The organism is Hafnia paralvei, from assembly GCF_020150375.1.
Classification (GTDB): Bacteria; Pseudomonadota; Gammaproteobacteria; order Enterobacterales; family Enterobacteriaceae; genus Hafnia; species Hafnia paralvei.
Window position 1 is genome coordinate 2,801,905 of sequence record NZ_CP083737.1, and the last position, 17,545, is coordinate 2,819,449.

Here is a 17,545-nt window from a genome sequence, read left to right on the forward strand (position 1 = left end):
CGTCAACGACGTTACTACACGGCAGGAGGGAAAGACTCGCTCCACAAGCACAACTGACGCGTGAGCATAAGCTCACGATTCAGCCCAACGGTGGTGAGAAGCTGATGGCGGCAGAAAATCCATTGCTCTAGCTGCTGTTGCAGCACTAGGGTTGCCTGAGTTGATGCTAACTGATGTACCAGCGGCTGTTGATCCAAATTCATGAGCGCCGTAGTGACACCCTGCTGAAGTTTTATTGCATCCAGTAACAATGCACATAACCATGTAAGACGATGATCAACGTTTTCATGATTCAGCAGCGGCAATAACTGCATCCACTGACGCTGAGTAATGGCCTGCTGCAATCCCTGACATAGTTGAAGGCGTTGTTTCCAGATAGTTGGCTCAAGCAGTGCTAACGCAGCAACTGGGGCGCCTCCATTCAGGCGTAATGCCGTACGCATCGCCGTTTCGTCACCTGGCTGCTGTGTGTGCAACCAACGTAGGCTTAGCGCTTCGTCAGGAACAGGAAGGTGGAGATAGAAGCAGCGGCTACGCAAGGTAGCCAGTAAGTTTGCCGGTTCGCGAGTACCTAAGAGAAAATAGGTTTTCTCGGGTGGCTCCTCAAGCGTTTTCAAAAGCGCATTGGCCGCCGCTTCTGTCAAGGTTTCAGCCAATGGCAAGAGAACGACTTTTGCGCCCCCTTGCTGAGCATGCGCATAGAGTTGCTCGATAATCTGGCGTACGGGTTCGATCCCGAGGCTAGATTTCCCTTTTTCTGGCTGTAAGTGATACCAATCGGGATGATTGCCGGCCAGCATCAAACGGCAGCTATGGCACTCGCCACAGCTTTTATCGCCGTTTGGCCTTTGACACATCAGCCAGCGCCCAAGAGCATACATCAACGAATCATCGCCACATCCTGCAATCGCATGAACCAGCAAAGCATGATGCCCTCGTCCAGCCTGATGTTGCCCTACCAGTTGGCGATAAGGTGCACTCAGCCACGGATACCAGTTCACTCGCCATGCTCCTGCTGTTTGAACCAAGATTCAAGCGCTAAGCGAATCGCTGCGGTTACTTCAGGAAGCGTTTGTGATGCATCAACGGTGATAATGCTTGCGTCCTGCGCCGCTAATTCCAGATAACGTGTGCGAGTACGCTCAAAAAACGCCAAAGATTCCTTTTCAATACGGTCTAAAGCACCTCGACTACGCGCACGCTCTAGGCCTATCGCCGGCGGTAAATCCAGATAGAGCGTTAAGTCCGGTTTGAAATCACCCAAGACAGTATCGCGCAGCGACTGCATCAACCGAGAATCAATACCACGTCCACCGCCTTGATACGCCTGTGAAGAGAGATCGTGACGATCGCCGACCACCCACGCCCCACGAGCCAGCGCAGGTTTAATCACGTTATCAACCAGCTGTACCCGCGCGGCGTAAAGCATCAACACTTCTGCTTTGTCGGTAAGTTTTTCGTTCTCGACGCCCTGTTTGACGAGATCGCGTAGTTTCTCTGCCAATGGTGTACCGCCGGGCTCACGTGTGAAAACGATATCCTGAATCCCCTGCTGACGTAATACATCAACCACGGTATCACGCGCTGTCGTCTTCCCTGCCCCTTCAAGGCCTTCTATCACGATGAACTTACTTTCCATTCTTTTCCCTTAGCACCTGCAAATAATCCCGCACGGCTTGATTATGACTCTGTAAGTTGGTGGTAAATACGTGCCCACCTTTACCATCAGCGACAAAATATAAATAAGATGTTTTATCTGGATGCGCCGCCGCCTCTAATGAGGCTCGGCTTGGCATCGCAATCGGCGTTGGCGGCAATCCTGATATAACGTAGGTATTGTATGCGGTTGGCTGCAGTAAGTCGCGCCGCGTCAAGTTGCCGTTGTAAGCGTTGCCTAGGCCATAAATGACGGTAGGGTCGGTTTGCAGACGCATCCCAATACGCAGACGATTGATAAATACCGAAGCAACTTTACCTCGCTCCTCGCCCACACCCGTCTCTTTTTCGATAATTGACGCCATAGTGACTAATTCTTCCGGCGTTTTATACGGCAGATTTTTCTCACGTCCCTGCCATATTTCATCAACTTCTTTGTTCATGCGGCTATAGGCGCGCTTAAGCAACATCTCATCACTGTTACCTGCGGTGTAATGATAGGTATCAGGATACAGCCAGCCTTCAAGGGATCGCCCTTCGGGTAAGCCAAGCATTTTAGCAATTTCAGCCTCGCTTTTATTGGCTACGTTTTGCTTCAAACTAGGCGATGCAGCTAGTACCTGCATCCAATCCTGTAAACGCGTCCCTTCGATAAAGCGCACCGTAAACTGCGCTTCTTTGCCACTTTTCAGCAACTCAAGAAACTGACGTACGGTCATCCCCGGCGTAATGCGATACGTGCCCGCTTTAAAATTAGCGAGCTCTGGTTCTATTTGTAATAACCATGGGAAGTAATAAGAATGAGTCATCAGTTTATCTCTCACCAATAACCCTTCAAGCGCAACGCGGCCAGTTCCAGCCGGAAGTTTAAAGAGTGTTTCCTGAGAGATCGCCAAAGGCGTTCGGGCAAACTTCTGCACCTGATAATAGCCCCAAAACAGGGTCGCCATCAGAATCAGCATGCAGACAACAAGGAGTCCAAACAGTTTTTTCTTCATTCAACCGCCAATCTTTACTCACGCCACGGGGCTAAGACACCCTGGTAATAAATAGTTCGCCAACTGCCGAGAATGGAAGTGATACTCCCCCACTTCATTTACTGGCAGTAACGGCATTAAAGAGTTACATACAAAAACTTCATCCGCATCCTGCAATGTCTGCATAGGTTCGGAAACCACGGCTAATTCGTACACGCTGTCTGCTAGCAAGGCCATAATCCGTTGGCGCATCAAACCGTTTACCCCTGCGTACTCAAGAGACGGAGTGTAAACCTGCTTTCCTTTACGCCAAAACAAATTAGCCGCACAGCATTCCACTAGCCTATCCTTGGTGTCAAGCACCAAAGCCTCATGCGCGTCTGTCTGCTCAAGACTTGCCTTAATCAGTATCTGCTCCAAACGATTAAGATGTTTTATGCCGGCTAAGGTAGTGTTGATGCCTAGACGGATTGGGCTAATCGCGAGTGAGATACCCCTCTGCTGCCATTGGGAATATTGCGGCGGCAACGGGCCGTTAGTGAAAATGCGTCTTGGCTGATCGGCTCCCGCAATAGAATAACCGCGGCCTCCACTCCCTCGAGTAATGATAGCTTTAACAAAGCCATCCCCAGCAGATCGTGCAACAAAAAGAAACTCATCTCGCCACACAGTCCAGTTCACATTGCCGATCAGCAACTGTTCACAGGCCGTCTGCATTCGATTTAAATGTGCTTCTAGATGATCGATTTTTCCCTGCACGCAGCGTGCGGTGGTAAAACAGCCATCACCGTAGTGCAACCCCCGATCGTCGAGCGGTATCGTCTCTGCAGGTTTCCCATTAAGCCAAAACATAACAAACTCCCGACGCGGCCCAAGACACGCTATCTCAGTGTGATTTTCATATTTTAGCGTTTCAAATTACGCAGGTAAAAAAAATGGCCCCATAAGGGCCATTCGATTTATGCAGATAATAACGCTACCCGCTAACGTAGCTTAGATTTTGCGAAAAATCACAGAACCGTTAGTGCCACCAAAGCCGAAGGAGTTACACAGCGCATATTCCAGCCCCTTCACCTGACGAGCTGCACCAGGTACAAAGTCAAGGTCGCAACCTTCATCTGGATTATCCAGATTAATGGTTGGCGCAACGATTTGGTCACGCAGTGTCAGAATGGTAAAGATGGATTCAACCGCACCAGCGGCACCTAAGAGGTGACCTGTCATCGATTTGGTAGAACTCACCATGACTTTACCGGCATCTGCCCCGTATACGCTTTTCACAGCCTGAGCTTCTGCTTTATCGCCCGCCGGAGTAGAAGTTCCGTGAGCGTTGATGTAGCCAACCTGAGATGCATTCAAGCCCGCATCACGCAAAGCATTCACCATCGCCAGTGCTGCACCTTCACCGTTTTCCGGTGGAGAAGTCATGTGGTAAGCATCGCTACTCATACCGAAACCTACGATTTCAGCATAAATTTTTGCACCACGCGCTTTCGCATGTTCGTATTCTTCAAGAACCAGAATACCAGCGCCATCACCGAGAACGAAACCGTCACGATCTTTATCCCATGGGCGGCTTGCCGCTTGCGGGTTATCGTTACGCGTTGACAGTGCGCGTGCGGCACCAAAGCCACCAACACCCAGAGGCGTGCTCGCTTTCTCTGCACCACCTGCCAGCATGACGTCTGCGTCGTTGTACGCGATCATACGTGCTGCATGTCCGATGTTGTGCACACCAGAAGTACACGCCGTTGCAATGGAAATGCTCGGGCCACGTAGACCTAACATGATGGTCAAATGACCTGCCACCATATTCACGATGGTTGAAGGCACGAAGAATGGGCTGATTTTACGTGGTCCGCCTTTAACAAGCGCACCATGGTTTTCTTCAATCAGGCCAAGCCCGCCAATACCAGAACCGATAGCGGCACCAATACGTGGAGCATTTTCTTCTGTAACTTCAATCCCAGAATCTTTAAATGCCTGAATACCGGCAGCGATCCCGTACTGAATGAAGGCGTCCATCTTGCGTGCATCTTTACGCGAGATATAGTCTTCACTATTAAAATCCTTTACTAAGCCAGCAAAACGCGTTGCATAGGCGCTAGTATCGAAATGGTCGATTAGGCTGATGCCACTCTGCCCGGCCACGATAGCATCCCAAGTGGAATCTACAGTATTGCCGACAGGAGACAACATGCCCAGTCCGGTCACAACAACTCGACGCTTAGACACGTTTGTCCTCCAGGGAGGGAATTTAATTTGAAACTCTATGAGAGCAGGAAAAAACGTAGGCGGTCGAATGACCGCCTAGATGTGTTCGATTACTTGTTCGCAGATTCGATGTAGTCGATTGCTGCTTGAACAGTAGTGATCTTTTCTGCTTCTTCGTCCGGAATCTCAGTATCAAACTCTTCTTCCAGAGCCATAACCAGTTCAACGGTGTCAAGAGAATCAGCACCCAGATCGTCAACGAAGGAAGCAGCATTCACGACTTCGTCTTCTTTAACACCCAGCTGTTCGATAATGATTTTCTTAACGCGTTCTTCGATAGTGCTCATACTCTTAAATTTCCTATCAAAACTCGCTTTCGCGATGGTTTTCGTAGTGTATTGAAAGTTGAAAAAGATGCAACTAAATCCCGGCTGGTCAAACCACGATTTTGCGCTATTTTGCGGTCATTCCCTCAAAAAACGCAAATTTTTTTCGTGATTTTTAGATCATATACATGCCGCCATTGACATGTAAGGTCTCACCGGTGATATAGCCAGCTTCATCTGAAGCTAAAAAAGCAACAGCATTCGCGATTTCTTTTGCATCACCCAAGCGGTTAGCCGGGACCTGCGAAAGAATACCGGCACGCTGTTCATCCGTTAACGCACGAGTCATATCAGTTTCAATAAAACCGGGTGCCACGACGTTAACGGTAATGCCACGAGAAGCAACTTCTCGTGCTAGAGACTTACTAAAGCCAATCAATCCTGCTTTAGCGGCCGCGTAGTTTGCTTGTCCTGCATTACCCATTGTACCAACAACAGAGCCAATGGTGATAATGCGGCCACAGCGTTTTTTCATCATAGCTCGTAAAACCGCTTTTGACAGACGGAATACGGAGGTCAGATTTGTGTCTAAAATATCCTGCCATTCGTCGTCTTTCATACGCATCAACAGGTTATCACGAGTAATACCGGCATTATTGACTAAAATGTCAATTTCACCAAATTCAGCACGGATAGCGCTTAAAACTGCATCAATAGAAGCCTGATCGACGACGTTTAGGTTATAGCCTTTGCCGTTTTCACCAAGGTAAGCGCTAATATCTGCAGCACCCTTATCGCTTGTTGCTGTGCCAATAACGCGTGCGCCACGGGCCACTAAACTTTCAGCAATAGCGCGGCCAATACCACGGCTAGCGCCAGTGACCAGTGCAATTTTTCCTTCGAAGCTCATCATTTTCCTCTTCTTATTGTGCAAGCGCTGCGGACACTGATGCGGCATCGTTAATCGCTGCTGCAGTCATAGTGTCTACAATACGCTTGGTCAGGCCAGTCAGAACTTTGCCCGGTCCAACCTCCAGCAGATGCTCAACGCCCTCACCTGCCATAAATTCTACCGACTCGCTCCAGCGAACTGGGCTATACAATTGGCGAACAAGTGCATCGCGAATCGCCTCTGGAGAGGTTTCGGTTTTCACATCGACGTTATTGATTACTGCAAACTTCGGAGCATTGAATGTCACTTCTTGCAGCGCAACGGCCAATTTCTCAGCCGCTGGCTTCATTAGCGCACAATGCGATGGCACGCTGACAGGCAACGGCAACGCACGTTTTGCCCCGGCAGCTTTGCATGCAGCACCGGCACGTTCAACGGCATCTTTGTTACCAGCAATAACAACCTGACCTGGCGAGTTAAAGTTTACAGGAGAAACAACTTCCCCTTGCGCAGACTCTTCACACGCTTTAGCAATAGCGTCATTATCCAGACCGATAATGGCAGACATCGCACCTGTTCCTGCTGGAACGGCTTCCTGCATCAGCTTGCCGCGCAGCTCAACCAGACGGATCGCCTGTTTGAAATCCAGCACACCGGCACAAACCAGCGCGGAATACTCGCCCAAGCTGTGACCCGCCATCATCGCAGGCTGTGCACCATTCTGCTGCTGCCATACACGATAAATAGCGACAGACGCCGCCAACAGCGCTGGCTGAGTCTGCCAAGTTTTATTCAACTCTTCGGCTGGACCTTCCTGAACCAGTTTCCACAGGTCGTAACCCAAAGCATCAGAGGCTTCAGCAAAAGTCTGCTCTACAATCGGAAATTGAGTCGCGAGATCGGCCAGCATGCCGACAGTCTGCGAACCCTGCCCCGGAAATACCATTGCGAATTTAGACATTTTTATATTCCTGATATTCTATTTCTAATTCAGCACGATAGAACAAAGTTACCCTGTCACTTAGGATAACTTCATCCCACACATTATTAGAAAAAGCTTAACAATTAAAAGCGAACTAAAGCAGAACCCCAGGTGAAACCGCCACCAAAGGCTTCGAGCAGAATCAGTTGACCACGCTGGATACGACCATCGCGCACCGCTTCATCTAGTGCACAAGGCACCGATGCGGCAGAAGTATTACCGTGACGATCCAGTGTTACCACCACATTATCCAACGTCATACCCAGCTTTTTCGCCGTCGCGCTGATAATGCGCAGATTTGCCTGATGCGGAACTAGCCAATCCAAGTCACTGCGTTCAAGGTTATTCGCAGCAAGAGACTCGTCAACAATGTGGGCGAGTTCTGTCACAGCAACTTTAAACACTTCGTTACCTGCCATCGTCAGGTATGCTTGATCGTCGGTATAACGCTGGCGATTTGGTAACGTCAGCAATTCGCCATAACGACCATCAGCGTGAATGTGCGTAGACAAAATACCCGCCTCGTCAGAAGCGCCCAGCACCACAGCTCCCGCCCCATCACCGAATAAGATCACCGTGCCGCGATCTTGAGGATCCAATGTGCGGCTCAAAGTATCAGAGCCAATCACCAACGCATGTTTTACCGCACCGTTTTTGACATATTGATCGGCAATGCTCAGCGCATAGGTGAAGCCAGCACAAGCGGCAGCAACATCAAACGCCGCGCAACCTTTGATCCCCAGCATATTTTGAACTTGGCAAGCGGCGCTTGGAAACGCGTGAGTCGCAGATGTTGTCGCAACAACAATCAGGCCAATCTCATCTTTATCAAGCCCAGACATCTCAAGCGCATGCTTAGCCGCTTCAAATGCCATGGTTGACACGTTTTCATCCGGCGCTGCAATGCGGCGTTCGCGGATACCTGTACGGGAAACAATCCACTCATCAGACGTTTCAACCATACGTTCTAAATCAGCGTTGGTACGCACTTGTACGGGCAGATAGCTCCCCGTACCGAGAATTCTTGTATACATGTACGATCAATCACTCTTGGGTAATATCGCCTCAAGGCGCAGGGCAATTCGCTGAGGAATTTGCCTTTGCACCGCCTGCACAGCCTGTTCGATAGCAACAGCGAACGCTTTTTGGTTCGCTGCGCCGTGGCTTTTAATCACGGTGCCACGCAATCCTACCAGACAAGCTCCATTATACTGGTCGGGGTTCAAGTCACCGAAACGCTTAGCGATTCTTTTTTGTATCCAGCGTCCCAATAACTTTAACCACCAGGAGCGTCTGCGCTTCTCTCCCGGTGATTTAAGAAGGGACAGGAACATACGCACCACCCCTTCCATTGTCTTTAACGTAACATTACCCACGAAGCCGTCACAAACCAACACATCTGTTTTGCCCGTTAGCAAATCATTGCCTTCCAGATAGCCGATATAGTTAATCGCTGGCGTGCTCTTAAGCACAGCGGCGGCTTCGCGGATATTGTCTAAACCTTTACACTCTTCTTCACCAATATTTAGCAGGGCTACGCGTGGCGTTGCTACGCCAACGAGTTCTTCGGCCATTACCGCACCCATCACGGCAAACTGCACTAACATGGCGCTGCTACTTTCAACGTTAGCGCCTAAGTCCAGCACTACCGTTTTACTTTTTTGCTGATTAGGCAAAACCGTCATTAACGCTGGACGCTCAATACCGTCTAAAGGCTTAAGCATCATTTTTGCCAGCCCCATCAGCGCTCCGGTATTTCCCGCGCTAACGACGGCCTGCGCTTCACCATTCTTCACTAAGTCGAGAGCAACGCGCATCGATGTTCCCTTGCTCGTACGGATCGCGTGCGAAGGTTTAGCATCGTTGGAAATTACAGACTCAGCAGGAACCACACGCAAACGTTCTTGAAGCGACGGATCGGCTTTAGCAAGATAAGGTGCGATGGCGTCGGGTTGTCCGACAATCAGAAGGTATAGCGACGAAGTAGAGGCCAGTGCCTGCAAAGCTGCAGGCACTGTGATGCAAGGACCAAAATCCCCGCTCATAGCATCTAACGCTAGGGTTAGACGAGTCAAAGTATCGCCTTGTAAATACTAAAAGTATTACTTAACGATAACCTTGCGACCGCGGTAGAAACCGTCCGCAGTGACATGGTGACGCAGGTGAGTTTCACCGGAAACCTTGTCAACAGAGACGGTAGTCGTGGTCAGCGCATCGTGTGAACGACGCATACCACGGCAAGAGCGGGTTTTTTTGTTCTGTTGTACGGCCATTGACCTTACTCCTTGATTACTTACGCTTTAAACTGGCTAATGCGGCAAATGGGTTTGGTTTCTCCGCCTCTGGAGGCAGTTTGCCAAAGACCATGTCCGCTTCGGACACTTCACAGTGTTCAGATTCATGCACCGGAACTACCGGCAGGGCGAGGATAATTTCATCTTCTACCATTGCCAGCAAATCGACTTCACCAAATTCGTTGACTTCGATCGGCTCGTAAGCTTCCGGCAATGCCTCAGCCTGCTCGTCATTGGCGACCGGGCTGAAACAATACGTTGTATGGACTTGCTGTTGGAACGTCTGATTACAGCGCTGACAACATAACGTTACCGTTACGTCGGCATGACCAGTAATCACCGCTAACCGCTGGTTATCAATATTAAATGACAACGACACGGCAACATCGCTATCCACACTGACCACAGATTCAGCAACTCGCGTTACCTGCTCAGACGAATAGAAACCAACGTAATCTAATCGTTTCTGTGCAGTACGAACTGCATCGAGGGTCAAGGGTAATTTTACCTTTTGCATAGGGCGCGCATATTAACTTTGTAAAGACCGAGAGTCAAAGGAAAAGGCCTTGTGGGCGCACTTTCCCTCCAATATTCGCTTCCTGAGCGGCGGACAGTTTAAAATGTCAGATTCAATTACGCCATGCTTTATGGAAAAAATATGTCACCTTTGATTCTAGCCTCTACTTCGCCTTACCGCCGAGCTTTGCTTGAAAAGCTTGGCGTTGAGTTTATCTGCGCAGCGCCCGATACCGATGAAACGCCGAAAGATGGGGAGTCAGCAACCGATTTGGTTCAACGTTTGGCGTTAGAAAAAGCGCTATCGCTGACAAATAAATTCCCAAATAATTTTATTATTGGTTCCGATCAGGTATGTGTCATCGATGGAAATATCGTCGGTAAACCGGGTTCGGTGGAGAATGCACAGCGCCAATTACGCGCCGCCAGTGGAAAAATGATCACCTTTTATACCGGTCTGTGCGTAGTTAATAGTCACACCATGCATAGAGAGATGATCTGTGAAACATTCCACGTTCATTTTCGTTATTTAAGTGATGAAGAAATTCGCGCTTATATCGAGCTAGAAATGCCACTCAGCTGCGCAGGAAGCTTTATGTGTGAAGGTGCGGGAATTTTACTATTTAGCCGTCTCGAAGGCCGAGATCCCAATGCGCTGATCGGCCTCCCGCTGATTGCGCTCAATGAAATGCTACTTAAATCAGGTTACAACGCCCTGCTACACAGCAAAAACAAAGCATAAAAAAAGCCGGAATCACTCCGGCTTATTCATGAGCAATAAGAAAAGTATTACGCCTTTGTCTTGCGCAATACGTCAAGGCAATGGCGCAATTTCTTATCCAACGGCGCTTCAACACGCATGGTTTCCCCCGTATTCGGGTGCTCGAAACGCAATGCTGCAGCATGTAGGAACAAGCGATCCAAGCCCGTGCCTTTCAGTTCGCTATCAAACTCGCGATCGCCATAGCGATCGTCAAAGGCAATCGGATGCCCCGCATGCAGCGTATGAACACGAATCTGGTGTGTACGTCCCGTGACAGGACTTGCTTTCACCAGCGTAGCATTCTCAAAGCGCTCCTCCACTTTGAAGCGAGTCTCTGACGGTTTGCCCTCGGCATTCACCCGCACGATACGCTCACCGCTTTGCAGAATGTTCTTCAACAATGGCGCCTGCACCACTTTACAGTGCGACTGCCACTGTCCACGCACCAGTGCGAGATAATCTTTCTGCATGCCCTTCATACGCAGTTGTTCATGCAGTGCACGCAAAGCAGAGCGTTTTTTAGCCACTAACAGCACACCCGAGGTTTCACGGTCCAAACGATGAACCAATTCAAGGAAACGCGCTTCAGGGCGCAGTGCACGCAATCCTTCGATAACACCAAAGCTTAGGCCGCTGCCGCCGTGAACCGCTGTCCCAGAGGGCTTATTCAGCACCAACAAATAATCATCTTCAAAGATAATGCAGTCGTTGAGCGCGGCGACTTTGTCCAGTTTCGCGGATACAGGCGCTTCATCTCGCTCCGCAATGCGCACCGGAGGAATGCGAACCTCATCTCCAGACTGCAGTTTATATTCTGGTTTAATGCGTTTTTTATTAACCCGCACCTCGCCCTTGCGCACGATGCGATAAATCATACTTTTTGGCACGCCTTTCAGCTGATTGCGCAAAAAATTATCAATACGCTGCCCAGCCTCATCGGCGGCAATCGTGACTAACTTTACTGAGGTGTTATTCATATTCATGGGCGCGATTTTAAAGAGGCAACTCTCTGCATGCCACTTCTTTTTTGAACTCGCCGAAGATAATCATGAAAGGAATGAAAAAGAGACGATGTGGACACGGTTGAGAGAACGTTTGCGCCCGCATTATGCCTAATATACGAGCAACCAGACAGCCTTGTTGTGAACTACTGCAAGAATCTTCCGGATAAGGGCAAAAGTCGTCTTGCTATACAGGGCATTGCAGTGGAATAATGACAAAGATTTCCGCGTTTATTCTCATTAAGACAGGGAAAACGACGGGATTTGACGTTTACTTGATGACACAGAAATGCAGCAATGGCGTAAGACGTAGTGTGAAATCAAGTAATTAGCGGGCTGTGGGTAGCAGTCTGACCAAAATCATGGAATCAGTAATACTCAAATTTTGTAGGGTTATCTACTGATAAACAGTGCTCTGTTTCACAAAGCTGTTTTTTCGCTAAGAAACATAGGCTTACCGAAATATGCGCCCCTATGCAGGCGACAACCGTGAGGTTGACGACTTTGCGATAAGACTCGGGGTCATCGGTCTTCCTCTCGGTCAGGACGTTATTTTGCCCGCAGCTTAGTTGCCAATGCAAAAAAAATGAGTAAGTTTAAGATGAAAAGAATGTTGATTAACGCAACTCAGCAGGAAGAGTTGCGTGTTGCCCTAGTAGACGGACAGCGTCTGTACGATCTGGATATTGAAAGCCCAGGCCACGAACAGAAAAAAGCGAATATCTACAAGGGAAAAATAACCCGTATTGAGCCAAGTCTGGAAGCTGCTTTTGTAGATTACGGTGCTGAACGACATGGTTTTCTCCCCCTCAAAGAAATCGCCCGCGAATATTTCCCTAGCAATTACTCCTCTCATGGCCGCCCAAACATCAAAGATGTTTTGCGCGAAGGTCAGGAAGTTATTGTTCAGGTTGATAAAGAAGAACGTGGAAACAAAGGCGCAGCGCTAACAACGTTTATCAGCCTAGCTGGTAGCTACTTGGTATTGATGCCGAACAACCCGCGTGCAGGTGGTATCTCTCGTCGTATCGAGGGTGATGACCGTACAGAATTGAAAGAGGCCCTTTCTTCTCTGCAGTTGCCTGATGGAATGGGTCTAATTGTTCGTACCGCAGGCGTGGGTAAATCTGCCGAAGCTCTGCAATGGGATCTGTCATTCCGCCTGAAACACTGGGATGCCATTAAAAAAGCCGCTGAAGGCCGCCCTGCTCCATTCCTAATCCATCAAGAAAGCAACGTTATCGTTCGCGCATTCCGTGATTACCTGCGCCCTGATATCGGCGAAATCCTGATTGATAACCCAAAAATTCTCGATCTCGCCAAACAGCATATTGCAGCGTTGGGGCGTCCTGATTTCAGCAGCAAGATTAAACTGTATACCGGTGAAATCCCGCTGTTTAGCCACTACCAGATCGAATCCCAGATTGAGTCTGCATTCCAGCGTGAAGTACGCCTACCTTCCGGCGGCTCTATCGTTATTGACTCGACTGAAGCCTTGACCGCTATCGATATCAACTCCGCTCGTGCAACTCGCGGCGGTGATATCGAAGAAACAGCGTTCAATACTAACCTTGAAGCGGCTGATGAAATTGCTCGCCAGCTGCGACTGCGTGACCTTGGCGGCCTGATCGTGATCGATTTTATCGATATGACACCGGTACGCCATCAGCGCGAAGTTGAAAACCGTCTACGCGACGCCGTCCGTCAGGATCGCGCTCGTATTCAGATTGGCCGTATTTCACGCTTCGGTTTGCTGGAAATGTCTCGTCAACGTCTGAGCCCGTCTCTTGGCGAGTCCAGCCACCACGTGTGTCCGCGCTGTAACGGTACAGGCACCGTACGTGACAATGAGTCTCTGTCTCTCTCGATTCTGCGCCTGATTGAAGAAGAAGCGCTGAAGGAAAACACCAACGAAGTCCACGCGATTGTTCCTGTTCCGGTTGCTTCATACCTGCTGAACGAAAAGCGAGAATCCGTGAGTGCTATCGAGAAGCGTCAGGATGGTGTGAAAGTCATCGTCGTTCCTAACGATCAGATGCAAACGCCACATTATTCCGTCGTACGCGTGCGTAAAGGTGAAGAAACCAGCACCCTCAGCTATCTCTTGCCTCAACTCCATGAAGCAGAGAGCCTGACTGCTGAAGAAGAACCGGTACTTGAGCGTAAACGTCCTGAACAACCCGCACTAGCGCCGTTCTCTCTGGATGTTGAGGCTCCGCCGGCTGAAACTGCCGCACCTGCTACCGTAGCACCTGCGACGAAAGCCGTTGCTAAGCCTGCTGAACCAACCCAACCAGGTTTGGTTAGCCGCTTCTTCTCTGCACTGAAAAATATGTTTGCTGGTTCAGAGTCAGAGCAAAAACCAGCTGCCGAACCCGCTGCGCCGGTGGAAGAACCTCGCCGCCAGAATCAGGATCGTCGCAACAACAACCGCCGTCAAAATGGACGTCGCGATCGTAATGACCGCAACGATCGTAATAACGACCGCAATAGCGACCGCCCTGAACGCAGCAACGAACGTAATAACGATCGTAGCAACGATCGCAACGAACGTAACAGCAACCGTGAAGACCAGCGCCGTAATCGCCGCCAGCCAGCACAAGCTGTCAATACCGACGTTAACGTTGATGCAGCGCCAACTGAACAGCGCGATGAACAGCAGCCACGTCGTGAACCACGTAACAACGACCGTCAGCGTCGTCGTACCGAGGATAAACGTCAGGCTCAGCAAGAAGTAAAAGCGCTAGAAAACAATGACGTCGTCGCCGCGACCGAAGCCGAAGAAAGCAACCGTGAAGAGAATCAGCACATGCCGCGCCGTCAGCGCCGCCAGCTGACTCAAAAAGTACGCTTCACAACGCAGGCTGAAGACGATGCCGCAGCGTTAGCTAAAGCCTTCGTTCCTGCCGTAGTCGTCACGCCGACGGTAGCTGAAGCTGCGCCGACTGTTCAGGCAGATGCACCACAGCAGCAGGCAAGCGAAGAAGAAAGCTTCCGTGATAACCGTCAGGGTGAAAACGGTATGCCTCGTCGTTCTCGCCGCTCACCTCGTCATCTGCGTGTTAGCGGTCAGCGCCGTCGTCGTTATCGTGATGAGCGTTACCCAACTCAGTCGCCAATGCCTCTGGCATTTGCCGCCGCCTCTCCAGAGATGGCATCTGGCAAAGTGTGGATCAGCTATCCAGTTGCACCAACGGCAACGACTGAAGTTGAAGCGCATGCTTCTACAACCGAACAACACCAGACCGAAACACATGTTTCTCCTGTTGCTGAAAACGTTGTGGAACACAGAGTAGAACAACCCGCAGTGGTTGAAACCGTTGTGGCGGCACCCGTCGTTAAGCCAGTCATCATCCCTGCGGTGGTCACTTCTGTAGTAGCAACCTCAGTTGCTGCGGCACCGGCTGCATCGTTAACCACGGATACCGTTGCGGCAGAGCCTGTGACTGAAGTTAAACCTGCAGAACCAAGCATCGACGCGGTAGAAGTTGCTTCTAACGCCCCTGTTGTTGAAGAAACAGCAGCCGAAGAGACAGTGGTCGAGCAGAGTGTTACTGAAGAAACTGCGGAGGCTGTTGCTCCCGTAGTGGCAGAAACTCCTGCTGAATCAGTGAGCGAAGAGCCAACGATTGCTGAATCCACGGCAATCGATGCTGCTGAAGTTCCTGTTCTAGCAGAGACTCAGCCAGAAACGGCGGCGATTGAAACGCCAGCGACTGAAACAGTAGAGACTAGGGCTACTGAAGACGCTGTCGTCGAGGCGCCTGTACAGCCTGCGGTGGTGACTCCAGCTAAACCGGTTATTGTGGTTGCGGCTAAAGCACAGCGCGTCGCAACAGCACCAATGACTAAGGCTCCCGCACCTGAGTATGTTCCTTCGACTCCGGCCGTGAGCACTTGGCAGCGCCCTGCTTTGGATCTACAAAGCAAAGGCGGTGCCGGTGGACATGCCGCGGTAAGTCAGGCAACAGCACCGGCAACTAAGCCACCAGCCGTTGATTGATGAGTTGGCTATTGCACTAAATAAAAAACCCGCCATTGGCGGGTTTTTTATTTATAAACTGACCTCAGAATTACTTTATTAAATAATAAAAACCATTCTCATATGTTTAATAATATATATGCATCAATAATTAGGCCAATTATTATTCATCGTTTGAGCTAGGATAAGTTTATTATAGATGGAATATAATTTGCCTAGAGTTTCTGGCATCACAATGTATTATTTCCGCACAGTCTCCGGCTGCATGACGCAATGGGCATGAAGGAAAACCTTAGCCCCCGGAGACTGGCTATTATTTATTCATCAAGCAATCTGATGTAGAACCTTAATATCAAGCATCTCCAACTTCCCTTCAATTTCTTTCACAAAATTCTGGAAGTGTACGGTATTGTTATGGTGATCTACCGCTTCCTGAGACGCCCATACTTCAAAGAATACATAGGTGCCTTTATGGCCAATTTCTTCGTGCAGATCGTACTGAATATTACCGACCTCTTGTCTACTAGGATCGACAACGCGTTCTACTGCTCTATGAATGGTTGCTGTATGCTCTGGTTTAGCGATCAAGGTTGCAACTATACGAATCTCACTCATCGTGGTACTCCTTTTCTTTGATTTCACAGATTCATTCATTTAACACCTGCTTTCACATTACGCTTTTTGTCACACAAAATCCCGCAGGAATTCTCATGAATCATACTAATTATCGATAGATCACAACAAACGAGTGCATATTGACGCGTTTCCCCTTATCCTTATTCCCCGCCATAAAAACACATTTTCATCGTTAATTTAAGAATGTGTCTCGCTCGATCTGTATCGTCAACATCACTCAAGACAGTCTTGTCAGCCGGAGCCTTGTAATGACCGTAATGCAGCACGCCCTTAAGATCCGCCGCCCAGATGACTGGCATCTCCATCTTCGCGATGATGAAATGCTAAAAACCGTTTTACCGCACACGAGCCAGCATTTCGCCCGTGCCATCGTCATGCCTAATCTGGTTCCGCCGATCACCAGCGTTGCTCAGGCACAGGCCTATCGCGCACGCATTCTCGCTGCCGTACCGGCGGAGCACGATTTCACGCCGCTAATGACCTGCTATCTTACCGACGATCTCGATGCTAATGAGCTGATCTCGGGGCACGCCGAAGGGGTTTTTACTGCGGCAAAGCTCTATCCTGCTAATGCAACAACTAATTCTAAACATGGCGTAACATCGGTTCCTGGCCTATATCCGCTGTTTGAGAAGATGCAAAAGGTGGGCATGCCGCTGCTGATCCATGGTGAAGTTACGCTGCACGACGTGGATATCTTTGACCGCGAGGCTCGTTTCATCGATGAAGTTATGCTGCCTCTGCGCAAAAATTTCCCAGAGCTGAAAATTGTCTTTGAGCACATCACGACCCAAGAGGCTGCCGAGTTTGTGACCGAAGGGGATAACTTTTTAGCCGCAACCATCACCCCGCAGCATCTGATGTTTAACCGCAACCACATGCTGGTTGGCGGCATCCGACCACATCTGTTCTGCCTGCCCATACTGAAGCGCAGCACGCACCAGCAAGCGTTGCGTAAGGCTGCCACCAGCGGTAACAGTCGCTTCTTCCTTGGCACCGACTCTGCGCCACATTCACGCCATCGCAAAGAATCCAGCTGCGGATGTGCCGGTGTATTTAATGCACCAACGGCCGTACAGGCCTATGCAACCGTGTTTGAAGAGGAAAATGCGCTACAACACCTTGAAGCATTTTGTTCACTCAATGGCCCTGCATTCTATAACCTGCCAGTTAACGAGAGCTATATCGAGCTGGTACGTACCCCCGTCACCGTGGCCGAGTCTATCTCCTGTGGTGACGATACATTGATCCCATTCTTAGCCGGAGAAACCGTTCAATGGACGGTCAAGTAAACGACTAATATCCA

17 protein-coding genes are annotated in these 17,545 nt (G+C 49.7%); 3 read left to right on the forward strand and 14 right to left on the reverse strand.

Translation table 11 applies throughout. From position 1 onward, the window contains the following. Positions 1–14: 14 nt before the first annotated feature. The 12 genes from holB to yceD form a co-directional block, all read right to left on the reverse strand. Complete coding sequence (gene holB / locus K9N75_RS13285; RefSeq protein WP_224451726.1) at positions 15–1,001, reverse strand: DNA polymerase III subunit delta'; 987 nt, start codon at positions 999–1,001, stop codon at positions 15–17. After that, on the reverse strand, positions 998–1,639 hold the full coding sequence (gene tmk, locus K9N75_RS13290; RefSeq protein ID WP_008813794.1) for a dTMP kinase: 642 nt from the start codon (positions 1,637–1,639) through the stop codon (positions 998–1,000). The genes holB and tmk overlap by 4 nt, the downstream gene beginning before the upstream one ends. Further along, positions 1,629–2,654 carry an endolytic transglycosylase MltG gene (gene mltG / locus K9N75_RS13295; protein ID WP_096080712.1) on the reverse strand — a complete coding sequence of 342 codons (1,026 nt, stop codon included), beginning with the start codon at positions 2,652–2,654 and terminating at the stop codon, positions 1,629–1,631. The genes tmk and mltG overlap by 11 nt, the downstream gene beginning before the upstream one ends. Before the next feature lie 18 nt (positions 2,655–2,672). Next, positions 2,673–3,485 (reverse strand): aminodeoxychorismate lyase, encoded by an 813-nt coding sequence (gene pabC / locus K9N75_RS13300; protein ID WP_224451727.1) that lies wholly within the window; start codon positions 3,483–3,485, stop codon positions 2,673–2,675. A 141-nt stretch (positions 3,486–3,626) separates the two neighbouring features. Beyond that, entirely contained in the window at positions 3,627–4,868 is a 1,242-nt protein-coding gene (gene fabF, locus K9N75_RS13305; protein ID WP_008813797.1) for a beta-ketoacyl-ACP synthase II, read from the reverse strand. 89 nt (positions 4,869–4,957) lie between these two features. Continuing rightward, the gene (gene acpP / locus K9N75_RS13310; protein ID WP_004092933.1) at positions 4,958–5,194 is read right to left on the reverse strand and encodes an acyl carrier protein; all 237 of its coding nucleotides are present in this window, start codon (positions 5,192–5,194) and stop codon (positions 4,958–4,960) included. Positions 5,195–5,348: 154 nt separating this feature from the next. Beyond that, positions 5,349–6,083, reverse strand: coding sequence for a 3-oxoacyl-ACP reductase FabG (gene fabG / locus K9N75_RS13315; protein WP_008813798.1), 735 nt, complete (start codon positions 6,081–6,083; stop codon positions 5,349–5,351). A 13-nt stretch (positions 6,084–6,096) separates the two neighbouring features. After that, complete coding sequence (gene fabD / locus K9N75_RS13320) at positions 6,097–7,026, reverse strand: ACP S-malonyltransferase (protein WP_008813799.1); 930 nt, start codon at positions 7,024–7,026, stop codon at positions 6,097–6,099. 104 nt (positions 7,027–7,130) lie between these two features. Further along, positions 7,131–8,081 carry a beta-ketoacyl-ACP synthase III gene (locus tag K9N75_RS13325; RefSeq protein ID WP_008813800.1) on the reverse strand — a complete coding sequence of 317 codons (951 nt, stop codon included), beginning with the start codon at positions 8,079–8,081 and terminating at the stop codon, positions 7,131–7,133. Positions 8,082–8,087: 6 nt separating this feature from the next. Continuing rightward, on the reverse strand, positions 8,088–9,122 hold the full coding sequence (gene plsX, locus K9N75_RS13330) for a phosphate acyltransferase PlsX (RefSeq protein ID WP_008813801.1): 1,035 nt from the start codon (positions 9,120–9,122) through the stop codon (positions 8,088–8,090). A 27-nt stretch (positions 9,123–9,149) separates the two neighbouring features. Continuing rightward, complete coding sequence (gene rpmF / locus K9N75_RS13335; RefSeq protein WP_004092921.1) at positions 9,150–9,320, reverse strand: 50S ribosomal protein L32; 171 nt, start codon at positions 9,318–9,320, stop codon at positions 9,150–9,152. A gap of 16 nt (positions 9,321–9,336) precedes the next feature. Beyond that, positions 9,337–9,858 (reverse strand): 23S rRNA accumulation protein YceD, encoded by a 522-nt coding sequence (gene yceD / locus K9N75_RS13340; protein ID WP_004092920.1) that lies wholly within the window; start codon positions 9,856–9,858, stop codon positions 9,337–9,339. A gap of 141 nt (positions 9,859–9,999) precedes the next feature. Here yceD and K9N75_RS13345 point away from each other — a divergent pair, with 141 nt between their 5' ends. Then, positions 10,000–10,599 (forward strand): Maf family protein, encoded by a 600-nt coding sequence (locus K9N75_RS13345; protein WP_130961120.1) that lies wholly within the window; start codon positions 10,000–10,002, stop codon positions 10,597–10,599. Between the two features lie 47 nt (positions 10,600–10,646). On the opposite strand, the gene rluC is transcribed toward K9N75_RS13345, so the two are convergent. Beyond that, on the reverse strand, positions 10,647–11,603 hold the full coding sequence (rluC, locus tag K9N75_RS13350; protein WP_008813803.1) for a 23S rRNA pseudouridine(955/2504/2580) synthase RluC: 957 nt from the start codon (positions 11,601–11,603) through the stop codon (positions 10,647–10,649). A gap of 619 nt (positions 11,604–12,222) precedes the next feature. Here rluC and rne point away from each other — a divergent pair. Further along, positions 12,223–15,624 (forward strand): ribonuclease E, encoded by a 3,402-nt coding sequence (gene rne, locus K9N75_RS13355; RefSeq protein WP_224452613.1) that lies wholly within the window; start codon positions 12,223–12,225, stop codon positions 15,622–15,624. Positions 15,625–15,927: 303 nt separating this feature from the next. On the opposite strand, the gene K9N75_RS13360 is transcribed toward rne, so the two are convergent. Continuing rightward, the gene (locus K9N75_RS13360) at positions 15,928–16,218 is read right to left on the reverse strand and encodes a putative quinol monooxygenase (protein WP_008813805.1); all 291 of its coding nucleotides are present in this window, start codon (positions 16,216–16,218) and stop codon (positions 15,928–15,930) included. Positions 16,219–16,487: 269 nt separating this feature from the next. Between K9N75_RS13360 and pyrC the strand changes: the two genes are divergently transcribed. Continuing rightward, positions 16,488–17,531, forward strand: a complete 1,044-nt coding sequence (gene pyrC, locus K9N75_RS13365; protein ID WP_130975893.1) for a dihydroorotase — start codon at positions 16,488–16,490, stop codon at positions 17,529–17,531. The last annotated feature ends 14 nt before the right edge of the window (positions 17,532–17,545 follow it).

Excerpts from the sequence above, each read along its gene's own strand:
- tmk (WP_008813794.1), bottom strand. The coding sequence starts at position 1,639 with ATGGAAAGTAAGTTCATCGTGATAGAAGGCCTTGAAGGGGCAGGGAAG.
- mltG (WP_096080712.1), bottom strand. The coding sequence starts at position 2,654 with ATGAAGAAAAAACTGTTTGGACTCCTTGTTGTCTGCATGCTGATTCTG.
- pabC (WP_224451727.1), bottom strand. The coding sequence starts at position 3,485 with ATGTTTTGGCTTAATGGGAAACCTGCAGAGACGATACCGCTCGACGAT.
- acpP (WP_004092933.1), bottom strand. The coding sequence starts at position 5,194 with ATGAGCACTATCGAAGAACGCGTTAAGAAAATCATTATCGAACAGCTG.
- fabG (WP_008813798.1), bottom strand. The coding sequence starts at position 6,083 with ATGAGCTTCGAAGGAAAAATTGCACTGGTCACTGGCGCTAGCCGTGGT.
- fabD (WP_008813799.1), bottom strand. The coding sequence starts at position 7,026 with ATGTCTAAATTCGCAATGGTATTTCCGGGGCAGGGTTCGCAGACTGTC.
- K9N75_RS13325 (WP_008813800.1), bottom strand. The coding sequence starts at position 8,081 with ATGTATACAAGAATTCTCGGTACGGGGAGCTATCTGCCCGTACAAGTG.
- rpmF (WP_004092921.1), bottom strand. The coding sequence starts at position 9,320 with ATGGCCGTACAACAGAACAAAAAAACCCGCTCTTGCCGTGGTATGCGT.
- yceD (WP_004092920.1), bottom strand. The coding sequence starts at position 9,858 with ATGCAAAAGGTAAAATTACCCTTGACCCTCGATGCAGTTCGTACTGCA.
- K9N75_RS13345 (WP_130961120.1), top strand. The coding sequence starts at position 10,000 with ATGTCACCTTTGATTCTAGCCTCTACTTCGCCTTACCGCCGAGCTTTG.
- rluC (WP_008813803.1), bottom strand. The coding sequence starts at position 11,603 with ATGAATATGAATAACACCTCAGTAAAGTTAGTCACGATTGCCGCCGAT.
- rne (WP_224452613.1), top strand. The coding sequence starts at position 12,223 with ATGAAAAGAATGTTGATTAACGCAACTCAGCAGGAAGAGTTGCGTGTT.
- K9N75_RS13360 (WP_008813805.1), bottom strand. The coding sequence starts at position 16,218 with ATGAGTGAGATTCGTATAGTTGCAACCTTGATCGCTAAACCAGAGCAT.
- pyrC (WP_130975893.1), top strand. The coding sequence starts at position 16,488 with ATGACCGTAATGCAGCACGCCCTTAAGATCCGCCGCCCAGATGACTGG.